This window comes from Turicibacter sp. KK003 (genome assembly GCF_037014675.1).
In the GTDB taxonomy this organism is placed as follows: domain Bacteria; phylum Bacillota_I; class Bacilli_A; order MOL361; family Turicibacteraceae; genus Turicibacter; species Turicibacter faecis.
The window spans coordinates 82,176-101,052 of sequence record NZ_CP142738.1 but is presented as its reverse complement, the minus strand read 5'-3'; the positions used below and the strand labels follow the sequence as shown (position 1 = coordinate 101,052).

The following is an 18,877-nucleotide window of genomic DNA, read 5'->3' as shown; positions in this document are numbered from 1 at the left end:
TATAATTCCTCCTAATTTCCTTTTTTTAAAAATTGATTAGTATTTGGATCATCCATAATCCCTAAAATTGCAACAACCTGTGCTGCAATTTCTAAAATTTTCTGTAGTAACTCATGTGTTACTACGTTAGTGATTAACAATGGTGCAAGTACCACTATTGCTATATAAATTAATACCGTTCGATTTTTCAGATGTTTAAGAATTTCTAATTGATTTTTCATGATATTTATGAGTTAAATAACTGAGTCACTATTTGTGTCGCAATAGCAGTTGTCAATACTGAAGCTATGTAAATTAATATTTTATTTGAAGATTTCATTTCAATTAGCATCAACTTTAATTCTTTAACCTCACCCTCCATACCTTTTAATTGATGTCCTTGAATATTAACTGTATTATCTAAGGTTTGTAACTTCAAATCATGTTCTCTCAACATTAGTTCTTGTTCTTGATCAATTTTACTGCGCCATGCATACCACTTTTCAGCTAATTCCTCCAAATTACTTCCCTCCTATTCCTTTCAATGTGTCTGTAAGTTTCAAAGGCCTTTTTGCTTACAAACATATTAAAGCATCTAAATAATGAATTAACTCTGCTTTAATTGTGCAATATAACCGCAAAAAAAAGATTACTCAATCAAGTAATCCTAAAAAAATCTTAATCATTTGTGCAAATTTAATCGTCGCGTCTTTTTTATAAGTTGCTACTGTTCTTTCAGAAATATTTAAAGCTTGTGATAAATTATAATTTGTTAAACCCTCCTGATAGGAAAGTTGAATAATCTTTTGTTCTTGCTTTTCTAAAGCTGATAAACAAGTTTCTATAACAGTTTCTAAATGTTTATGCCGTTCTATTAACGCAACTTGACTCTCTAATAATCTTTTTTGATTAATACCCTTAAAAAGCAATATAACTCCGTCTAAACTTTTCTTTTCTTCAAAGATTCCTTTTACTAAAATCTTTTCTTCTCGCCACTCCATATAATTAATCTCCCTTATTTTATTATTACTTCTTTAATTAAAATCTAAAATCAAAGAAATTATTTTGTAGAAAAACTGCAATTAAAGTGCAAATTATACTCAGTCATATCATTTACTGGTATATAAGAATAATTTTTCATATCAAGAAACTTTTTATCATGACTTATGTATATCTAAGTATCAAAAAAAGCCCAAAAATTGTGAAAAAAATATTTTTACGAACTTTAGTTCGCTTTAATCATATCATGATTATTCATAAAGTTACACATTTTTACAAAAAAACCTAAAAAAGATGTGCTATACTAAAAAAAATATTACCGGCTTAATTGATTATATAGACTATGTAATTGATTAAGCCGAGGAGGAAGAATATAGATGAATACTATCTTTGAGCATTTTATAAATAATTATAAATACCACCATGAATTTCCGGATAATACTATTCGAGCTAAGGAAAAATTCAAAACCCTAATGAATAACAGTAATAGCGTAATTTTAAATGTCACTGAGGATAAAAATACACCAGATCATCAATTAAAAGAATTAGCAATAATTGATTTGCAAAATAATGAATTATTCAATCGAAAATTTCATCTCTCTGTTCAATTTGCACTAGAATGGGATAATATTAAACGAATACTTAAAAATAAAAATGTTTTAATTTATAATGTTGATTTTACTGAGTTTATAATTGAACAAACATTAAGAAAATGCTCAATTTATGAAAATCTCTCATTAGACACGACCGACATTATGACTCTATACAGTTTAATTTCAAACGATAATAGACCTATCAGCCTTCAAGATGCTTGCAATGATGAGGGAATATCAGCTATTATTACAGATGATGCTCTAAAAAATAGTTATTATATTAAAGCCTTATTAGATAAAACACTAAAAGAATGTTATTAACCTTTATAATACTTAGATAAATTTAGTGATCATTCATAAATTTAATTTAATCCAATAAAAAAAAGACTAATCGGTAACCTAGAACCTATAAGATAGATACTTTTAAAAAAAGTGTGATCTTATGGTGGTAAAGTATAGTACCTTCATAGTAGACAAAAAAATAAAAGCGACGCTACCATCATTTATTAGAATCGCTTTAGAGTTTACTAGGGAGGTACTTTTCTTATGTAATCAAAACGAATTCAAAATAACACAAAGGGATGGGAAAAAATAGTGATAAAAATCATCCTATCAGAAGAAAGAATTTGCATTTTTTTTACACTCCAACTGCACAGCATATCTGATTAAATTACTTTGTCGGTAACGACGAAAATCCAATCTAACTTAAAGGAGTGTCTTTATGAAAGCTAAAAGAGATGAAAGAGTAGCAGAAGTTCAACAATGGCTAAACGATACATACGGAAAATATGAACCCTCTGGTCGATTCAATACGATTGAAGTCAATGGTAAAACTGGATGGCCAACTATTTATGCCCTACGACGTGCGTTACAAATTGAGTTGGGGATTACACAAACTAGCGATGCTTTTGGACCGACCACCTATAGGCAATGTCCAGCTATTAACCAAGGAAGTGAAGGTAATCTTGTTTATATTGTTCAGGGAGGTTTATGGTGCAAAGGATACAATCCTGGTGGATTCACAGGTTACTATGGAAATGGAACATATGATGCTGTTAAAAAACTAAAAGCAGACATGGGATTTCCCACTGCGTCAGGAAATATGAATCGAGATATCATGCGCGGATTATTAGATATGAGTGCATTTACTTTATTACCTGGTGGGAGAGAAGAAATTCGTGAAATTCAACAAAAACTAAATTATGAATACTATGATTTTTATCAAATTTGTCCATGTAACGGTTTATATGATCGAGACATGAATAAAATGCTAATGTATGCTTTACAAAAAGAAGAAGGAATTTCAGCATCTGATGCAACGGGAGCATGGGGTCCAACAACAATTGAGAGATGTCCAACAGTATCATTAGGAGATTCTAATGTTTTTGTTACTTTAGTTAAATATGCTGTGGTTTGTAATGGATATTCAATTAATACGTCTTCAAGTGTTTATGACGCTGAATTAGAAGCGACAACGAAAGATTTTGCTAATTCATTATTAATTGAAAAAACGCCAAATAAAATTGGTTATTCAATTATTCGATCTTTATTGAGTAGTAACGGAGATACTTCACGTTCTGCAAAAGGTTGTGATACCTCTACACGATTAGATCAAAATAAAATTGAAACACTAAAAAATCATGGATATGAAATCGTTGGGCGATATTTAACAAATGTAGAAAATGGAACTTTAGATAAAAAGATGACTAAATCAGAAGTTGAGCTTATCTTAAAAAATGGATTATCTATTTTCCCAATCTTTCAAGAATACGGTGCTGAAAATTCTGCCTTTAATCAACAACAAGGATATACCCATGCTCAAAAGGCGGTTCAGGCAGCTTATGACTTATGTATTCCAAGCGGAACAACGATCTATTTTGCGGTAGATTACGATCCACAAGAGGCTGAAATCACCAATTACGTCTATCCTTATTTTAAAGGAATTAACCAATACTTTTCCCAAATTGACTCTCCCTACAATATTGGAGTTTATGGAACACGGAATGTATGTAGACTATTAAGAAAATATGAAAATGCCACATTCAGAATTGATAATCTTTTTGTTTCAGATGCTTCCTATGGATTTAGTGGAAATTTAGGATTTACAATGCCAGAGTTATGGGCATTTGATCAATTCGCAACTGATATCACCATTGGTGAGGGAAATGGAAGAATTAGCATTGATAAGGTAGCTATATCTAGACTTGATAAGGGATTTAATTTATTAAGTAAGCCTACACAAATTGGGCAAGTCTATAATTCATTAATAAAAATTGAAAGGGTTGCGCGTACTTATTTAGAAAATAAGGGTACAAGCGCAACAGCACAAAATATCAATTCATTAACTTTACAGTACTTAAGAAAATTAGGAGGCTACGGTGAAGAGTATACACCAACTCAAATAGCAGATTTTACTGCTACACTTGAAAAAATCAATCTCAAAATCTCTTATGTACAAACAGAAGAAGAAAAATATGAACTTTTAAACAAATTTATTACGCAATATAATCTCAAACGAAGTAGTATGAACACTTTGTTATGGTATTGTACTGCTGGTCCAATTGATGGTGATTTCTGTAAATTAGTTGACAGTGAGCTAACAGACTTAACACTTAATTTTATTGATCCTGTCACTTCTTTAAATTATGACTTCTATCATATGGCAGCAACCGCGCATGGAATAGACTATATGCACCCTCTTCTTTCTTTTATTGAAGAACAAATTAATTTGTTTTCAGGATGGGGAGGAGATTTAACAACCTTTGCAAAAGATGTTTATAACGGAACTGAAGGAAGTAAAGATATAAACTTTTTAAATCAATTTGCAAAATCACATATTTGTAATCCACAATACGATACTTTATTCAGTCTTGAAGATTATATTAGTGACATTGATGCCGTAAACATTGGACTCTTGTTAAAAAGAGATTATTTTTCAGCTTTATTTCAAGAGTATTTTATTACTAATGCCAAAACAAATTGTTTTAAGCGATCAACACTATATATTAAAAATAATTTTTCTGGGGATATTAAGCAATTTTATAACCTCTGCGATGAAATAAATAAAGGAGATGGGATATACTGGGGATTTAGATTTGTGCTAAACGGGCCCTTTCTAGACACAATATATTATGATGCTGCAAACGAAGCCTTTAAAAATTTTGTTACAAATGAGGTAAGTAATAGTCGTTAATTGTTAAAAATAAAAAAAGGAACCTAATAATGATGTGCACCCCAAATGTTAGACTAAAAAATCTAACGTTAGGGGTGTTTTTTCTATGGCTAAATATAGTCCAGAATTCAAATTAAGGATTGTTAATGAATATTTACAAGGGACTTTAGGTTATCGATCGCTTGCTAAGAAATATCAGATTCCAAGTCAATCACAAATTGAAACATGGGTTAGACAGTATAAACAAGAAGGAAAAAACGGATTACAACCAAAAGAAAAACAAGTATATACTGGAGAATTTAAATTAAATGTATTAAACTATATCAAGACAACAGGTGCTTCATATAGCCAAACTGCTATTCATTTTGGAATATCAGATATAGGAACGATTGCGAATTGGAATGCAACGTTTCTAAAAGGCGGTGTAGAGGCATTACTTAAACCGAAAGGAAGGTCTCAAAGCCCTATGCCAAAATTAAAAGCATCTAAACAACCGAAAACTTTAACACGTGAACAACAATTAGAAGAAGAAATTAAATTACTCAGAATTGAGAATGAATACTTAAAAAAGTGTCACGCCCATGGGATTACGCCATGGAACCAAAGAATCAAATCGAGACAAGAATCATCCAAGAATTAACGGCTAATTTTAAATTAAGTGATATTTTAAAGGTCACAAAATTTCCTAAATCAACCTATCATTATTGGGTTAAAAAGATGGCGCAAGAGAATCCAGATCAAGAACTTGAAAATCTTATTTTAAGCATTTTTAAAGAAAATGATGAGAATTATGGTTATCGTCGAATCACAGATGAGCTTCATCATCGAGGTCATCGGGTTAACCATAAGAAAGTCTATCGTCTGATGAAAAAGCGTGGAATTATTTGCGTTAAGTTTAGTCATAAATCACGTAAATATCGTTCGTATAAAGGAACTGTTGGAACAGTGGCTAAGAATCGAATTAACCGCCGATTTAATACCCCTTATCCGTATCAGAAATTGACAACAGATGTGACTGAGTTTAAAACGCAGGAAGGAAAGAAATTATATTTAAGCCCAATCATGGACATGGCAACCGGTGAAATTTTGTCCTATTCAATGAGCCATAAACCTGACTTGAATTTTGTCATGGAATCTCTGAATCAGGTCCTACCTATTCTCAAACAAGCAAAATATAGAATAACCCTTCATTCCGATCAAGGTTGGCAGTATCAACATCAAAAATGGGTTAAAGCATTAAAAACACATAAAATTTTTCAAAGTATGTCACGAAAAGGAAATTGTCTAGATAATTCACCGATGGAAAACTTCTTTGGAATCCTTAAACAAGAAATGTACTATGGAAAGACATTTAAAACCTATGAGGAGTTAAAAGAAGCCATTGAAAACTATATCTACTACTATAATCATAAACGAATTAAAAGAAAATTGGCTGGTATGAGTCCAGTCAAATACCGAATTCGTACCAGCCAATTAGCTGCATAATATTAAGTTCAACTTTTGGGGTTCACTACATAACCTATTTATGGTCTATTAGGTTCCTTTTTCGCTTAATATCTTGGCTCTTTGGTACTATAACACTTATAGAGAAGTACTAGTTCTATAATTTTTTGGGGGGTGAAATTACCTGGATCAAAAATTATATAACCAATACAGTGCGACGTTAATATAAGCACTAATAAAAGTCATAAGTGGAATACCAATGAAGAGTACGAGTAGTGATTTTTTCCATCCAATCCATTTATCGGCGAGATATGATTTGTCTAAAATCCGTTTTATCAACAATATTTCGCAAAAAAATATCGCATACCATACTAATTGAAGTTGGATGAGGAAATAATCTCCGTGAACGTAATCTCCGTTATTGACGACCAACGTCGATGCTAGAAGTCCCCCAATTATCATTATAAAAATTAAAAACAACCAAGCGATTAATTTATCGTTTTTTAAAATTTTAGTAGAACAACACCATCCAGTAATCAATAAGAAAATAACATAAATCGGGTTAGAAATAAAAGCATAACCGTTCCAACCTAAGCTAGCACTTATCTCCTTCATAATGTATACACTGATGTAAAAGATAGATAGCTTACCACACAAAAAAGCATTAACCATCCAAAAAGCAACAGAGAGCGGCTCTCTTTTTCTTACCGATTTTAAATACCGATAAGCTAAATAAATCAAACAAAGACCATATTGAAATACATCTACAAACCAGGTTACGTATAACAGTAATACACCCAGTGCTAAAAAACTAAAATCAGTATCCTTAAAAATAAAATACGCTAACGTGGGAAACAGAATATGTACGATAAGCATAAGTGCTGGAATAGATGCTATGACTGGTAATAGATGATATTTTTCTATAAATTTTAATCGTTGATATTTACTCCTCATATGTTCATCCCCTCCCTCGTATAATAAGTTTATGCCCTTGTTAATGGGCGTTAATTGTTCTTTGAAAACTTCATGTTATCTTGACTCTTCTTTCCGTCATTTCAGTTAATTGGTTACCCTCTTTTTGTCTGAGATTTTATCGGACATCCCACCATATAGGTAATGGAATTGGATCCATCAGGAATATACTTTCTCCCCCTGTAGTTTGACTACTTTTAAAGACTGTGACCCAGACCAAAACTGTTCGACATACGCACAAGCTGTATCGATTCGTCCCATATTCCTCTTCTTAGTAGGCTGAGGGCAGCACTCATGGGGCGATTCTTTAGAATACTTATACACGAGGTTGTCGCCATGTTTTGGGCCCTAGGGATATCCGTCCGCATCCGAGTTTATTCCAAATTTATCTCAAAGAAAGGAGGTCCTTTCCATGAAATTGTTTGTCGGTATTGATGTGAGTTCTGAAAAGCTTGATGTTTGTTTTCTAGATAGTTCAGACACCACTCTGAAGGAAGTCACACTTCCTAATAATCTAAACGGTGCCTCATCTATCAAGGAATCTGTTCTAACGTTTCACCACTCTTTTAACTATGAAAAGATTGTGATTGGAATGGAGTCCACCTCTATTTACAGTTTTCATCCTGCCACATTTTTATCTGAGGACACTGACTTAAATTCCCTTGGATGCGTGGAAGTTGTCGTTCAAAATCCGAAGTCTATCCATCGATACAAAGGCCTTTTTGAAGAGGATAAAACCGACCGCATTGATGCCTTTCGTATTGCGGATTTCTTACGCATTGAACGCTTTAATAAGACGGTTTTAAAAGAGGAGCGTTACATCGCTCTTCAACGGTTGACTCGTTCGAGATACCAACTCGTTCACCAATTAACCGAATGTAAACAACACTTTCTTGAGAACCTTTACTATAAATGTAATACGCTCTCTAAGGAACTTGATACTTCTGTTTTTGGTGCCACCATGCTTGATCTTCTCTCTGACTCGCTTTCACTTGATGAAATTGCCCAAATGGAGTTAGAAGATTTAGCCCTTCTCTTACAAGAAAAGGGGCGCGGTCGCTTTAGTGACCCGCAAAAGATAGCTAAAATGATTAAGAAAGCGATTCGCGACTCTTATCGTTTAGCCCAAGTCGTCCAAGAATCAGTGGATATGGTTTTAGCGACTTATGCGAGATTAATTCAAACATTGAAAAAACAAATTAAAGATTTAGAAAAAAGTATTGTCGCCTTATTTGAAGTTGTTTCAGAGGTCCAATGCTTAAAAAGTATTCCAGGAATCGGTATCGTGTATGCCGCCGGTATTGTCGCTGAAATCGGTCAAATTGAACGTTTTGAAAATGAAGCCCAATTAGCCAAGTATTGCGGACTTTATTGGAAGAAGAATCAATCTGGAAACTTTGAATCGGAACGCACACCTATGACACGAACAGGTAATCAATATCTTCGATATTATATGGTTGAAGCTGCCAACTCTATAAGACGTCATGAAGAGAGTTACCGTCTCTATTATCAAAAGAAATATGATGAAGTTCCGAAATTTAAACACAAACGAGCCCTCGTCCTTACCGCTAGAAAATTTGTGCGTTTGGTGGATACGCTACTACGTAACCGCCAACTCTACACGCCAGAAAGGAGCGTATAACTCAAAGGCTAACATCTGTTGCTTTTGAATCCTTTCTGTTCTGGCGCTAGGCTAATTTTTTTAGAGATTAGCCGAGGGTCTAGTTCAGTGCGCCTAAATTTTTAAAATCTTTAACTATTTTTATCAATTAACTATTTGACTTAATACCACAAGTCTTTTTAATAATCATAAGTATAGCACTAAATAAACGAAACTTGAAGGACCGTCCATTAATTATCCAAGCATAATCAACAAAAATCATTCCCATCTGTTGTATTCAAACGGATGGGGATGAAACAACTTTTTACCTTGACCAAAAATTATTCAAGACAATTATAAATAAAAAGCAAGATTCAGTGCACCTTTAGTGTACAGCAAATCTTGCTTTTTTTGGATACGTGTTATAATTACCCACTTACAATTAAAGTATGGATTGCTAGTTTCTATTTTTAAGTTCATTATCAAGTTTTATCTCAAAGAGAGTTTTTATTTAACACTTCCTTAAATAAAAATATTTCAGCAAAAAATGAAATATTTGAAAATAAAAACATAATTGTCTGATGCAATTCAATATCATTAAAAAATGCATTCAAAAAATGATATATAATAAAAATAAATATTAGATTAATTGTACGGGTTTTATTTTTAAATCTTGTTATCGAACACCCCCACCCTATACTCAATAAAAGAAGGCCATAAATAAACTTATAAAAAAAGCATAAATCATAAGAAACAGGAAAAATATATCTATTGTAATCAGCAGTTATGATAAAAATAATTAATAATATACTAATAAAAACTCTATTAATTAGCCTAAAAGTAGGAGATAAGGGAAGTTTCCTCTTTAAAGCGCTAAAATACATATATATCAGATAAGGAAAAAATACAAATAAATTTACCAAATATAAACATCCAACAGTTGGAATCACCAATATAAAAATAAGTAAAGCCGCCTCGTGTGATACATCAAAATTTAATACCGATAAATTAGGGAATAATTGGTATGCGATAAATATGATTGCTGGAATAGACGCTATGACTGGTAATAGATGATGCCTCTTGATAAACTTCAATCCTTTATTTTTACTGCCCATATGTAAATCCTCCCTCCCGTTTAACGGTCATAAGTATAACACTAAATAAAAGAAACTTGAAAGAATTTTCTAGAAAAAGGAAGTAACAGGGTGTAAGGAGGATTTTTTTCTTCATATATCACGCTAAAAGCTTTTAGGACCACCTACATAGCAGGTGGTTTTCATTTATATAAAAAGAGTTGTAGAGAATATATCCTTAATAAGTCCATCCTTTTTAGATAAATTTTAAAAATTTAACGTTTTATCAATTTAACCGGAATATCGATTGTTTTCAAAAATAACTGTTTTTCTTCGTTAGATTTAAATAGCGTCCATGGAATAACGTCTACCATTCCATAATTTTCTCCGTACAAGTATAATTTATTATTTTTTTCTAGAATATACCTTACTTTTACATTAACTTGATGATTATAATATTGTATTTGCAACTCTTTGTTTGCAACCTTAACTATTTTTTCTTCTAATAAATAAGGCTTTTCATCTGTTAATATTTTAAGCTGTTTTTTTATTTTTTTGCGATTATTATGATTAATTAGGAAAAAAACTATTACCCATGCAATCCATATTAATACTAAATATAAAGTTCCCTTAATAATAACTGATGTAATCTCATCAAAAAATCGATATCTATATAACTTACTCAGTGCAAAAATGATTATATAGATTGGTACACCTATCCACATAATTGTAAGACTAAGCCTTTGAATCGGTCTTCTATATAGACCTAGTATTGACAACTCCTCTAAATCAGCAAATTGCGTTTTATATTTTAATTCCACGTCAATACCCTCCTTAAGTTTTTTATATTGGTAAGTTCATTATAACATCCAGCTTATTAGAATATGTGTTCAAAATATTAACAGTAGTCTATGTCTTATTACGATGTAATCCCCCCCCTATTCGTAAATTTTCTTTATTACATTTTCTAAATATAGTATAATTTCATCAATATCTTCAGTTACTTAATAGAGGGGGAAGTCGATGAACTTCAAGGACTATATTTCAATACTGGGAATTTCAATTGGTGTATTATTGTTATTATTATCCTTAATGTTATAGTTTCATTGGGAGTATGCAACCTATTTTCAAAGACAATGTCTTTATCTATAACCTCTTCACCCCATAACATCGGAACTGCATGCTACACAAAATAGCTTTTACACCCGATCTACCTGATAATCATAAAAAAGAACCTAATAGTCCCCTATCTTATATGGGCTATTAGGTTCTTTTTTCGCTTAATATCTCGCTAACCCGAATAGGATATAAAAACTAATAAAAGTCATAAGCGGAATACCAATGAAGAGTACGAGTAGTGATTTTTTAAATCCAATCCATTTATCTGCAAGATATGGTTTATCTAAAATCTGTTTTATTAACAATATTTCGATAAAAAACATCGCATACCACATTAATTGAAGTTGGATGCCGAAGTAATCCATATTAAATGCGACCAACGTCGATGCTAGAAGTCCCCCGATTATCATTATAAAAATTAAAAATAACCAAGCGATTAATTTATCGCCTTTTAAAATTCTAGTAGAACAACACCATCCAATAATCAATAAGACAATAACATAAATCGGGTTAGAAATAAACTCATAACCTTCGTTACCTATAGTAATCCTCGTCCCCTCCATAATGTATAAACCGATGTAGAGGATAGATAACTTACCACACAAAAAGGCATTAACAATCCAAAAAGCAACAGGTAAAGGTTCTCTTTTTCTGACCGACTTTAAATACCGATACGCTAAATAAATCAAACAAAGACCATATTGACATACATCTACAAACCAGGTTGCGAATACCAACAATACCCCCAGTGCTAAAAACCTAAAAGCAATATACTTAAAAATAAAACCCTCTACTGTAGGAATCAGAATATGTACGATAAGCATGATTGCTGGAATAGATGCTATGACTGGTAATAGATGATGCCTCTTGATAAACATCAATCCTTTATTTTTACTCTCGATCCACCTTTTCTCCCCTCAACTTTATTCTTTCACCGATTCTATAGGCAAATCTAATTCCTCCAAAAATAAGTTTTCCTCTTCCTCTGATTTAAAAAGATACTGTGGAATAACCGCAATGCCCTGATGATATTGATCATACAAATAATACTTATCGTTAAACTTGATCAGGCGTTGGGCCTCAATCCCGAGGGTTCGCTCCTCATAATAAGCCGTCACTCTTCGTCCCTTGATTTCAACGACCTTATCTTTTAATAATCCAGGATAAGTACGCACCGCCCGTTTAATCCTCCCCTTAATCAAGAACCGTCGCCAACACTTACTCATCCCCTTTACGAGAACGTGCATCTCGATTAATTCATCCATTGTCGTTTGATATTCTAATCTAATCATCCACTCGCACTCCCTATTCCTTTTAATTATTTATATTATAACATTCTTTTCTCTTTTTTATGATTCATCTTTTCTTAACCATCTGCCACGACTTTACAAACATTCCCTCTCCCTCTTCTTAAGATTTAGATTTCTTCTCGTTCAAGGCCTCTTCTGTTATGAGTGAAATCTTTCTCTGTTATAGGGGCACACTCCCTCTTTTCCCCATAAGAAATTTGTCACTCCTTGAAAATCTTATCATATATTAAGATTAGGCAAGTTGATGATGCCTACAAGTTTAAAGAATTTGAGAACTTTGGAGGAGGTTCACACATTTTTTAAACTTTCTAAATGGAGGTAATGCCTCCCATGTTTGGAAACAAGCATGGAGTGAGAGTCGTACTCTTCAACATCCTTTGAATTGCTGGAATCTCCTAAAGCTCATTCAACCACAACGTAAAAGCGAATAGTTTTAAGCGTGAAGGTGACGAAAGTAGAAAAAATGAATGAGATGGCATATGGTTAAATCCTAAGTGTTCGTGCAATGGACGATCAGCAGGTAAGCCTCGAATAGAGGAAACTTCAACGACTATCCCGAGAGGGAGTAGGTCATAAGCGATGGATGACCGAAGTGGAGGATCCCCCTTTTAGATGGGGAATGATATAGTCTGCACTCATATGAAAATATGAGACGTTCTTATGAGAACTGCACGAGCGTAGCGCCCTCGTGTGAACATCATCAAAACGAAATTGTTTTGATTAGGTGTAAATGTGATTTATAATCCTTATAATACAACGGTTCAAACTCCCGGTGTTGCCCAACCTGGTATGATTGGACAACCCACACCAGCATTAGGAGCTTATCCAACAACTCCGGTTCAAGCTGGTTTCCCTATGATGCAACAATCAGTAATGCCTGTGGATACTTATCAACAGGTGATGACTCAACAACCCGTTACTGCCACTACCTATCAGCAAGTAACGACTCAACAACCTGTGGCTTCTGCCCCTTACCAACCAGTAACGACTCAACAACCTGTCGTACCAACAACTTATCCACAAGTTGTCGCTCCTGCACCTATGTGTCAGGCACCTGCGCCTGTCCCTGCTCCTGCACCCGTTTGTAAAGCACAGCCCTATGTGGCTCCAGTCCAACAACCGGTGATGCCTGTAGATGTTCAACCTAAACCAGTTGCTCCAGTGGCACAACCTGTTCAAAAAACAGAACCACAAGTCGCTAGTACCCAAACAACAACAGCTAAACATAAAAAAACAACCTATGTTGAAGCTTACTTAGAACCTGTAGATGCAAAAGTTCCATTAATGCAACCAACCGTTTCAAAACAAGTTGTGGATAAAAAACAATATCCTGTCAGTGATGAATTAGTTTACGTTGATCAACAACCACTCAAAAGTTCAACCCAACAAGATTATAACTTATACTTAATGCAAAATGAGTACTACGCAAATAGTCAAATGGGTTACCAAGCAACTGTTGCTTCACAACCAAGAGCTGACCAAGTAGGAATGACTTGCGAAACTCTTCCGTTAGCAACAACTTATGTTAAATCTCAAACTTATCAAGGATACAACACGCCTGCACAAACGATGCAACAAGGAACAGGATTCAATGAACTTTATTCTCCTTATACCCCTAAAAAAGTTTCGGCACCAGCGGTTTTCATTTTTAAAGGAGGTCAACACTAATGACTAAAGATCAATTATTAACACAAATTTCAGCGATTAGTTTAATCGTGCACGACATTCACCTATTTCTTGATACACATCCCGGTGATGCTAAAGCATTAAAAGACCACAAAAAACTTTCAGAAGAACTTCAAAAGTTAGTCCGAGAATATGAAAAAAAATATGGGCCTCTTATGAACTTTGGTCACCAAACTGTTGACGCAGAAGGCAATTGGATTCAAGGACCTTGGCCTTGGCAAAATAAATAAGGGGGAAAGAAAACCATGTGGATTTATGAAAAAAGACTACAAATGCCAGTCGATATTAAAAAACGCGACCCAAAAATGGCACAAAATATTTTCAGTGCGCTCGGTGGAGCAGACGGAGAATTATCAGCCTCTATGGAATATCTCCAACAACGTTACACCATGCCAACCGATCAATCTATCGCAACACTAACAGATATCGGAACGGAAGAACTTGCACACCTTGAAATGTTATCTGCTTTAATTTATCAATTAACCGATGGAGCTCCAATAGAAGAGTTAAAACAAGCGGGGTTTGATTCTACTTACTCACTTCACGGAAATGGAATCTTTTTAGCCGATCCAAATGGAGTTCCCTGGAATGCCGGTTATATCGCGGTGACTTCTGATCCAGTTGCTGACTTGACTGCTAACCTAGCGGCTGAACAAAAAGCGCGCGCTGGATATGAACATTTACTTGATATCGCAACAGACGAAGACGTTAAATCTGTGTTACGTTATCTTCGCGAACGAGAAATCGTCCATTTCCAACGCTTTGGTGAAACATTAATGGATGTTCAAGACCACTTCAGTACCAATCGTTATTTCTTCATGAAAGACGAAGATTAATAATAAAATAAGGGGCTATCTCCGAAGAGACAGCCCCTTTTTCTGATGCGATTTAAAATCACCCTATTAATTATAACGTTTTTCTCATCACGACGTACTCTTTTCCACCCTTTACAAATCGGTTTTCCGTCCTAATCAGCCCAAATTTAGCATAAAATGAACACTTCGTCACTCGGGCATTGCAAAAAATAGCTTTCGCTCCTCGCCCCTTGGCGTAATCCATCGTATATTGTAACAATTCACTCCCATAACCCCTATTTTGAAAGTGTGTCTGTGTACAAAACTTTCGAAACTGCGCCTCATCTCCATCGATAAATAACGAAATGACACTTACAAGACTATCCTCAACAAACAATCCTAAATGAATTCCTTGATCATCATTCGGTAATTGAATATATTCAATCGATTGATCCGGCCACATCACCTCGTGGCGCATCTTCCAAACCTCATCCAATGAAATTCGGCTAATTCTTTTCATGATATCCTCCTGCTGCCATCCCCTATTCTCATAACTTCTTACCGACACACCAGCTGTTTCGCACGTTCAACCGCCTGATCAAAATAACGACACACTTGCTCACGACCAATCTCCCTCACCAATCCAACACGCTTAACCACCTGATAAGGTTTATCGTTAATTTCACTCAAGATAAGGGTTGTGTTCGAACGACGACAAGTATCCTGTAACAACTCCAGTGCATGAACCGCTGTGGCATCAATCACCGGAACATTTCGAAGTCGAATGATTAAAACTTTAGACGGTCCTTGTAAAGATTGAATCGAACCTAAAAACTTATCCGCGGCTCCAAAGAAAAATGGACCATTCACTTCATAAATTAAAATTTCATCGGACAAGACCTCCTTTAACTCTTCATCTAAAAGTTGGCCTTCCTCCTCCTCATCGTGCAACTCAAATCCTTGAACATTCGTCACATCCGTCATCCGTTTCATAAATAAGAACGACGTTAAAACCATTCCCACACTAATCGCAAGCGTCAAATCAAATAATACCGTTAAGAAAAACGTCACAAGTAAAACTGACACATCACTTTTAGGTGCACTTAACAACCTTTTAAACATTCGCCACTCACTCATATTGTAAGAAACCATAATTAACACGGCCGCCAACGTTGCTAATGGAATCATTTTCACTAATGGCATTAAAAATAACAAGATAAATAATAACGTCACCGCATGAACTACCCCTGCAATTGGAGTGCGTCCACCATTTTTTATATTAGCCACCGTTCGAGCAATCGCCCCTGTTGCCGGCATCCCCCCGAACACTCCCGACGCAATATTCGCAACACCTTCAGCGACCAACTCCATATTCGAACGATGCTTACTTCCAATCATTCCATCTGATACAACCGCCGAAAGCAGCGACTCGAGTGAACATAAAAAAGCAATTGTAAACGCCGGGGAAATCAACATCTCAATCTTATTCCACGTCACCTCTGGGAACGAGGGCCTTGGAAAGGTGGATGAAAGATGAGTATACTGTGTTCCAATCGTTGGCACATCTAAATTCAAGAGTGCTACTAGTACCGTCGTCACAACAATCGAAACTAAAGAGGCTGGAATTTTTTTATTTATTCTTGGCCAGATCATTAAAATGATCAATGCAATCAAACCGATAATAAACGGCATCCAATGAATTTGATTGGCCGATGAGAAATAAAGTTTCCACTTATCAATAAATCCCGTCGGAACATTTTCAAGCGTCATCCCAAAAAAGTCCTTAATTTGTGAACTAAAAATCGTCAAGGCAATCCCACTCGTAAACCCGACAGTAATAGGATATGGAATATACTTAATCATACTCCCTAATCGTAACAATCCAAATAATATTAAAATAATTCCAGCTAATATCGTAGTAAGTAGCAATCCTTCTACACCATGACTAGCAACAACCCCATAAACAACTACCATAAATGTAGCGCTTGGTCCCCCGATTTGAACTCGACTTCCACCAAGTAATGAAATGAAAAAACCAGCAATAATCGCGGTATATAATCCTTGCTCAGGTGAAACACCTGATGAAATAGCTAAAGCAATCGATAACGGGAGTGCAATTACTGCAACAATCACTCCCGCTATGGCGTCTTTAACGAACTGCTCTTTTGTGTAAGTTTTCATAACTGATAATAATTTAGGCTTTAACCGCGTTGACACTCTTCATACTCCCTTTCATATGATTCTTAATCAAAAGAAAAAGCCTTCATAATTATATTATGAAGGCTTTTGAATTACTTCCCTTTTGGCATTGACGCTCCAGGTGCTGTTTTTTCAGCACGAACTGGTTTTCCATTAATTAATTTCGAATTTAATTTACGGATAATTGCGTTTGCATGTGCTTTATCAACATTGATGAATGAGAATTTTTTATAAACATCAATATCACCAATCGCACGTGCTGGAATATCTGATTTTTTCGTTAACATTCCAACGAAGTCTTTCGCTTTAACTTTTTGTTTAGAACCAACATTTACGAATAAACGAACTTCGTTTTTACGCATTCCTTTAGACTTCGTATTAGCTGATACCTCTTGAATTGGTGCATAATCTTTTGTTGATTGCCCAATGTTCATACGTAATAATCCAGCTGCTACTTGTTCTAAGCTATATCCTTTTTCTAAAATCGCTGCAATTAACTCGTTTTCTTTTGTGAAGTCTTGTCCCTCAAGGTTAGAAATAACATCTTCAATCACATGATTTGAACGTTTCTCTTGAATTTGTTCTACGGTTGGAATTGGCATCTTAGACATTTTTGTTTTTGTATATTCTTCAATACGACGAATACGGAACATATCTTTTCCGAATACAAATGTAATTGATAATCCCGTCATTCCTGCACGACCTGTACGTCCGATACGGTGTACATAATTTTCTTCATTTAATGGGATATCATAGTTAAAAACAGCTTCAACGTTGCTAACATCAATTCCGCGAGCCGCGATATCTGTTGCAACTAAGATATTAACATTTTTACGACGGAAACTATTCATAACACGGTCACGTTGTGCTTGTTTTAAATCTCCATGTAATCCTTCTGTTACATATCCTTCTTCTTGTAACTTAGAAACTAACTCATCAACTTCACGTTTTGTATTTGTGAAGACAATTGATGATGTTAATCCCATCATGTCGATGCAACGAATCATTGCATGAACACGATCTTGACGACGTACTTCTACGAAGTATTGGTCGATTTTTTTATTTGATAACTCTTCTGAAACTACTTTAACGATTTCAGGAGATTTTTGATAAGTTTTCGCAATGTTCATGATTTCACGAGCCATTGTTGCTGAGAACATAACTGTTTGACGAGATTCCGGTGTTTTTTCTAAAATCTCTTCGATATCATCTTTGAATCCCATGTTTAACATTTCATCGGCTTCATCTAAAACTAACATTTTTAAGTTATCTAACTTTAACGTTCCGCGGCGCATATGGTCCATGACACGACCTGGTGTTCCGACAACGATTTGTACCCCTTTCTTTAAGGCACGAATTTGAGGATCATATGATTGCCCTCCATAGATTGATAAAATGTGTACGTCACGCATATTACGTGCGAACTTTTTAGATTCTTCATGAACCTGAACCGCTAATTCACGTGTTGGACATAATACTAAGGCTTGCACGTGACGGCTTTTGTGGTCAATTTTCTCTAAAATTGGTAACATAAACGCAGCCGTTTTCCCTGTTCCGGTTTGGGCTTGTCCGATAATATCTTTTCCAGATAATACAACTGGGATAGCTTCTGCTTGAATTGGTGATGGATTTACATATCCGATTTCTTCAATTGCCTTTAAAATCGCAGGCGATAAAGCAAGATCATTAAATTTAATTTGAGTCATTCTTTGCTTCCTTTCTATCTAAAACACAAAAAAACGTAAATGAATCGATGATCACTTACGATAGTGCATGTTTTTACGAAGTGTCCACTTATTATACAATATTTTTTAAAAAGTTGCAAGATAGGTCTTTTGATGATATCGTTTCCCCTACGTAATTTCTGTGTTACGATTTAACCATTCTAATCTTCCTTATTATGTGCCACTTCCTCGATTCTCTTTCATATTTTTTTTA

19 protein-coding genes are annotated in these 18,877 nt (G+C 34.6%); 8 read left to right on the top strand and 11 right to left on the bottom strand.

The window, feature by feature from the left end; translation table 11 throughout:
• Positions 1-11: 11 nt before the first annotated feature.
• The 3 genes from VXM77_RS00485 to VXM77_RS00475 all read right to left on the bottom strand — a co-directional run bounded on the left by VXM77_RS00485 (position 12) and on the right by VXM77_RS00475 (position 980).
• A complete protein-coding gene (locus tag VXM77_RS00485) occupies positions 12-140 on the bottom strand; it encodes a hypothetical protein (protein ID WP_338506577.1) in 129 nt (42 codons plus the stop codon).
• Between the two features lie 86 nt (positions 141-226).
• The gene (locus VXM77_RS00480) at positions 227-499 is read right to left on the bottom strand and encodes a hypothetical protein (RefSeq protein ID WP_338506575.1); all 273 of its coding nucleotides are present in this window, start codon (positions 497-499) and stop codon (positions 227-229) included.
• Positions 500-632: 133 nt separating this feature from the next.
• Positions 633-980 carry a sigma factor-like helix-turn-helix DNA-binding protein gene (locus VXM77_RS00475; RefSeq protein ID WP_338506573.1) on the bottom strand — a complete coding sequence of 116 codons (348 nt, stop codon included), beginning with the start codon at positions 978-980 and terminating at the stop codon, positions 633-635.
• A gap of 375 nt (positions 981-1,355) precedes the next feature.
• On the opposite strand from VXM77_RS00475, the gene VXM77_RS00470 reads away from it, so the two are divergent.
• The 4 genes from VXM77_RS00470 (at position 1,356) to VXM77_RS00455 (ending at position 6,228) form a co-directional block, all read left to right on the top strand.
• Positions 1,356-1,892, top strand: coding sequence for a hypothetical protein (locus VXM77_RS00470; RefSeq protein WP_338506570.1), 537 nt, complete (start codon positions 1,356-1,358; stop codon positions 1,890-1,892).
• A 400-nt stretch (positions 1,893-2,292) separates the two neighbouring features.
• Positions 2,293-4,764: a glycoside hydrolase domain-containing protein gene (locus VXM77_RS00465; protein ID WP_338506568.1), complete on the top strand. Its 2,472-nt coding sequence runs from the start codon at positions 2,293-2,295 to the stop codon at positions 4,762-4,764.
• Between the two features lie 85 nt (positions 4,765-4,849).
• Entirely contained in the window at positions 4,850-5,383 is a 534-nt protein-coding gene (locus tag VXM77_RS00460) for a helix-turn-helix domain-containing protein (RefSeq protein ID WP_161832943.1), read from the top strand.
• Positions 5,338-6,228, top strand: coding sequence for an IS3 family transposase (locus tag VXM77_RS00455; RefSeq protein WP_161832944.1), 891 nt, complete (start codon positions 5,338-5,340; stop codon positions 6,226-6,228). Before VXM77_RS00460 ends, VXM77_RS00455 begins: the two co-directional genes overlap by 46 nt.
• A 147-nt stretch (positions 6,229-6,375) precedes the next feature.
• Here the strand turns inward: VXM77_RS00455 and VXM77_RS00450 are convergent, their stop codons facing one another.
• Complete coding sequence (locus VXM77_RS00450) at positions 6,376-7,140, bottom strand: hypothetical protein (RefSeq protein WP_161832743.1); 765 nt, start codon at positions 7,138-7,140, stop codon at positions 6,376-6,378.
• A 430-nt stretch (positions 7,141-7,570) separates the two neighbouring features.
• Here VXM77_RS00450 and VXM77_RS00445 point away from each other — a divergent pair, with 430 nt between their 5' ends.
• Positions 7,571-8,800: an IS110 family transposase gene (locus tag VXM77_RS00445; RefSeq protein WP_161832790.1), complete on the top strand. Its 1,230-nt coding sequence runs from the start codon at positions 7,571-7,573 to the stop codon at positions 8,798-8,800.
• 452 nt (positions 8,801-9,252) lie between these two features.
• Here the strand turns inward: VXM77_RS00445 and VXM77_RS00440 are convergent, their stop codons facing one another.
• From VXM77_RS00440 to VXM77_RS00425, 4 genes are all read right to left on the bottom strand, one after another.
• Positions 9,253-9,873, bottom strand: coding sequence for a hypothetical protein (locus tag VXM77_RS00440; protein ID WP_338506565.1), 621 nt, complete (start codon positions 9,871-9,873; stop codon positions 9,253-9,255).
• Between the two features lie 233 nt (positions 9,874-10,106).
• Complete coding sequence (locus tag VXM77_RS00435; RefSeq protein ID WP_338506563.1) at positions 10,107-10,652, bottom strand: hypothetical protein; 546 nt, start codon at positions 10,650-10,652, stop codon at positions 10,107-10,109.
• A 459-nt stretch (positions 10,653-11,111) separates the two neighbouring features.
• Entirely contained in the window at positions 11,112-11,687 is a 576-nt protein-coding gene (locus tag VXM77_RS00430) for a hypothetical protein (protein WP_338506560.1), read from the bottom strand.
• A 186-nt stretch (positions 11,688-11,873) separates the two neighbouring features.
• Positions 11,874-12,242: a hypothetical protein gene (locus VXM77_RS00425; RefSeq protein ID WP_338506559.1), complete on the bottom strand. Its 369-nt coding sequence runs from the start codon at positions 12,240-12,242 to the stop codon at positions 11,874-11,876.
• 750 nt (positions 12,243-12,992) lie between these two features.
• Between VXM77_RS00425 and VXM77_RS00420 the strand changes: the two genes are divergently transcribed.
• Genes VXM77_RS00420 through VXM77_RS00410 form a run of 3 tightly spaced genes read left to right on the top strand, consistent with a single transcriptional unit; the run spans position 12,993 to position 14,782 of the window.
• A complete protein-coding gene (locus VXM77_RS00420) occupies positions 12,993-13,928 on the top strand; it encodes a hypothetical protein (RefSeq protein WP_237658984.1) in 936 nt (311 codons plus the stop codon).
• Positions 13,928-14,176, top strand: coding sequence for a spore coat protein CotJB (locus VXM77_RS00415; protein ID WP_161832740.1), 249 nt, complete (start codon positions 13,928-13,930; stop codon positions 14,174-14,176). The genes VXM77_RS00420 and VXM77_RS00415 overlap by 1 nt, the downstream gene beginning before the upstream one ends.
• 15 nt (positions 14,177-14,191) lie before the next feature.
• Positions 14,192-14,782: a manganese catalase family protein gene (locus VXM77_RS00410; protein WP_338506556.1), complete on the top strand. Its 591-nt coding sequence runs from the start codon at positions 14,192-14,194 to the stop codon at positions 14,780-14,782.
• 70 nt (positions 14,783-14,852) lie between these two features.
• On the opposite strand, the gene VXM77_RS00405 is transcribed toward VXM77_RS00410, so the two are convergent.
• The 3 genes from VXM77_RS00405 to VXM77_RS00395 all read right to left on the bottom strand — a co-directional run bounded on the left by VXM77_RS00405 (position 14,853) and on the right by VXM77_RS00395 (position 18,645).
• Positions 14,853-15,260 (bottom strand): GNAT family N-acetyltransferase, encoded by a 408-nt coding sequence (locus VXM77_RS00405; RefSeq protein ID WP_262953757.1) that lies wholly within the window; start codon positions 15,258-15,260, stop codon positions 14,853-14,855.
• 38 nt (positions 15,261-15,298) lie between these two features.
• Positions 15,299-16,957 (bottom strand): sulfate permease, encoded by a 1,659-nt coding sequence (gene sulP, locus VXM77_RS00400; protein WP_338506553.1) that lies wholly within the window; start codon positions 16,955-16,957, stop codon positions 15,299-15,301.
• Between the two features lie 74 nt (positions 16,958-17,031).
• Positions 17,032-18,645: a DEAD/DEAH box helicase gene (locus VXM77_RS00395; protein ID WP_161832736.1), complete on the bottom strand. Its 1,614-nt coding sequence runs from the start codon at positions 18,643-18,645 to the stop codon at positions 17,032-17,034.
• Between the last annotated feature and the right edge of the window lie 232 nt (positions 18,646-18,877).

What these genes read in the sequence shown, in the direction of transcription:
- VXM77_RS00405 (WP_262953757.1), bottom strand. Translation starts at nt 15,260, where the DNA reads ATGAAAAGAATTAGCCGAATTTCATTGGATGAGGTTTGGAAGATGCGC.
- VXM77_RS00455 (WP_161832944.1), top strand. Translation starts at nt 5,338, where the DNA reads ATGGAACCAAAGAATCAAATCGAGACAAGAATCATCCAAGAATTAACG.
- VXM77_RS00415 (WP_161832740.1), top strand. Translation starts at nt 13,928, where the DNA reads ATGACTAAAGATCAATTATTAACACAAATTTCAGCGATTAGTTTAATC.
- VXM77_RS00470 (WP_338506570.1), top strand. Translation starts at nt 1,356, where the DNA reads ATGAATACTATCTTTGAGCATTTTATAAATAATTATAAATACCACCAT.
- VXM77_RS00450 (WP_161832743.1), bottom strand. Translation starts at nt 7,140, where the DNA reads ATGAGGAGTAAATATCAACGATTAAAATTTATAGAAAAATATCATCTA.
- VXM77_RS00440 (WP_338506565.1), bottom strand. Translation starts at nt 9,873, where the DNA reads ATGGGCAGTAAAAATAAAGGATTGAAGTTTATCAAGAGGCATCATCTA.
- VXM77_RS00395 (WP_161832736.1), bottom strand. Translation starts at nt 18,645, where the DNA reads ATGACTCAAATTAAATTTAATGATCTTGCTTTATCGCCTGCGATTTTA.
- VXM77_RS00410 (WP_338506556.1), top strand. Translation starts at nt 14,192, where the DNA reads ATGTGGATTTATGAAAAAAGACTACAAATGCCAGTCGATATTAAAAAA.
- VXM77_RS00465 (WP_338506568.1), top strand. Translation starts at nt 2,293, where the DNA reads ATGAAAGCTAAAAGAGATGAAAGAGTAGCAGAAGTTCAACAATGGCTA.
- VXM77_RS00475 (WP_338506573.1), bottom strand. Translation starts at nt 980, where the DNA reads ATGGAGTGGCGAGAAGAAAAGATTTTAGTAAAAGGAATCTTTGAAGAA.
- VXM77_RS00425 (WP_338506559.1), bottom strand. Translation starts at nt 12,242, where the DNA reads ATGATTAGATTAGAATATCAAACGACAATGGATGAATTAATCGAGATG.
- VXM77_RS00460 (WP_161832943.1), top strand. Translation starts at nt 4,850, where the DNA reads ATGGCTAAATATAGTCCAGAATTCAAATTAAGGATTGTTAATGAATAT.
- VXM77_RS00445 (WP_161832790.1), top strand. Translation starts at nt 7,571, where the DNA reads ATGAAATTGTTTGTCGGTATTGATGTGAGTTCTGAAAAGCTTGATGTT.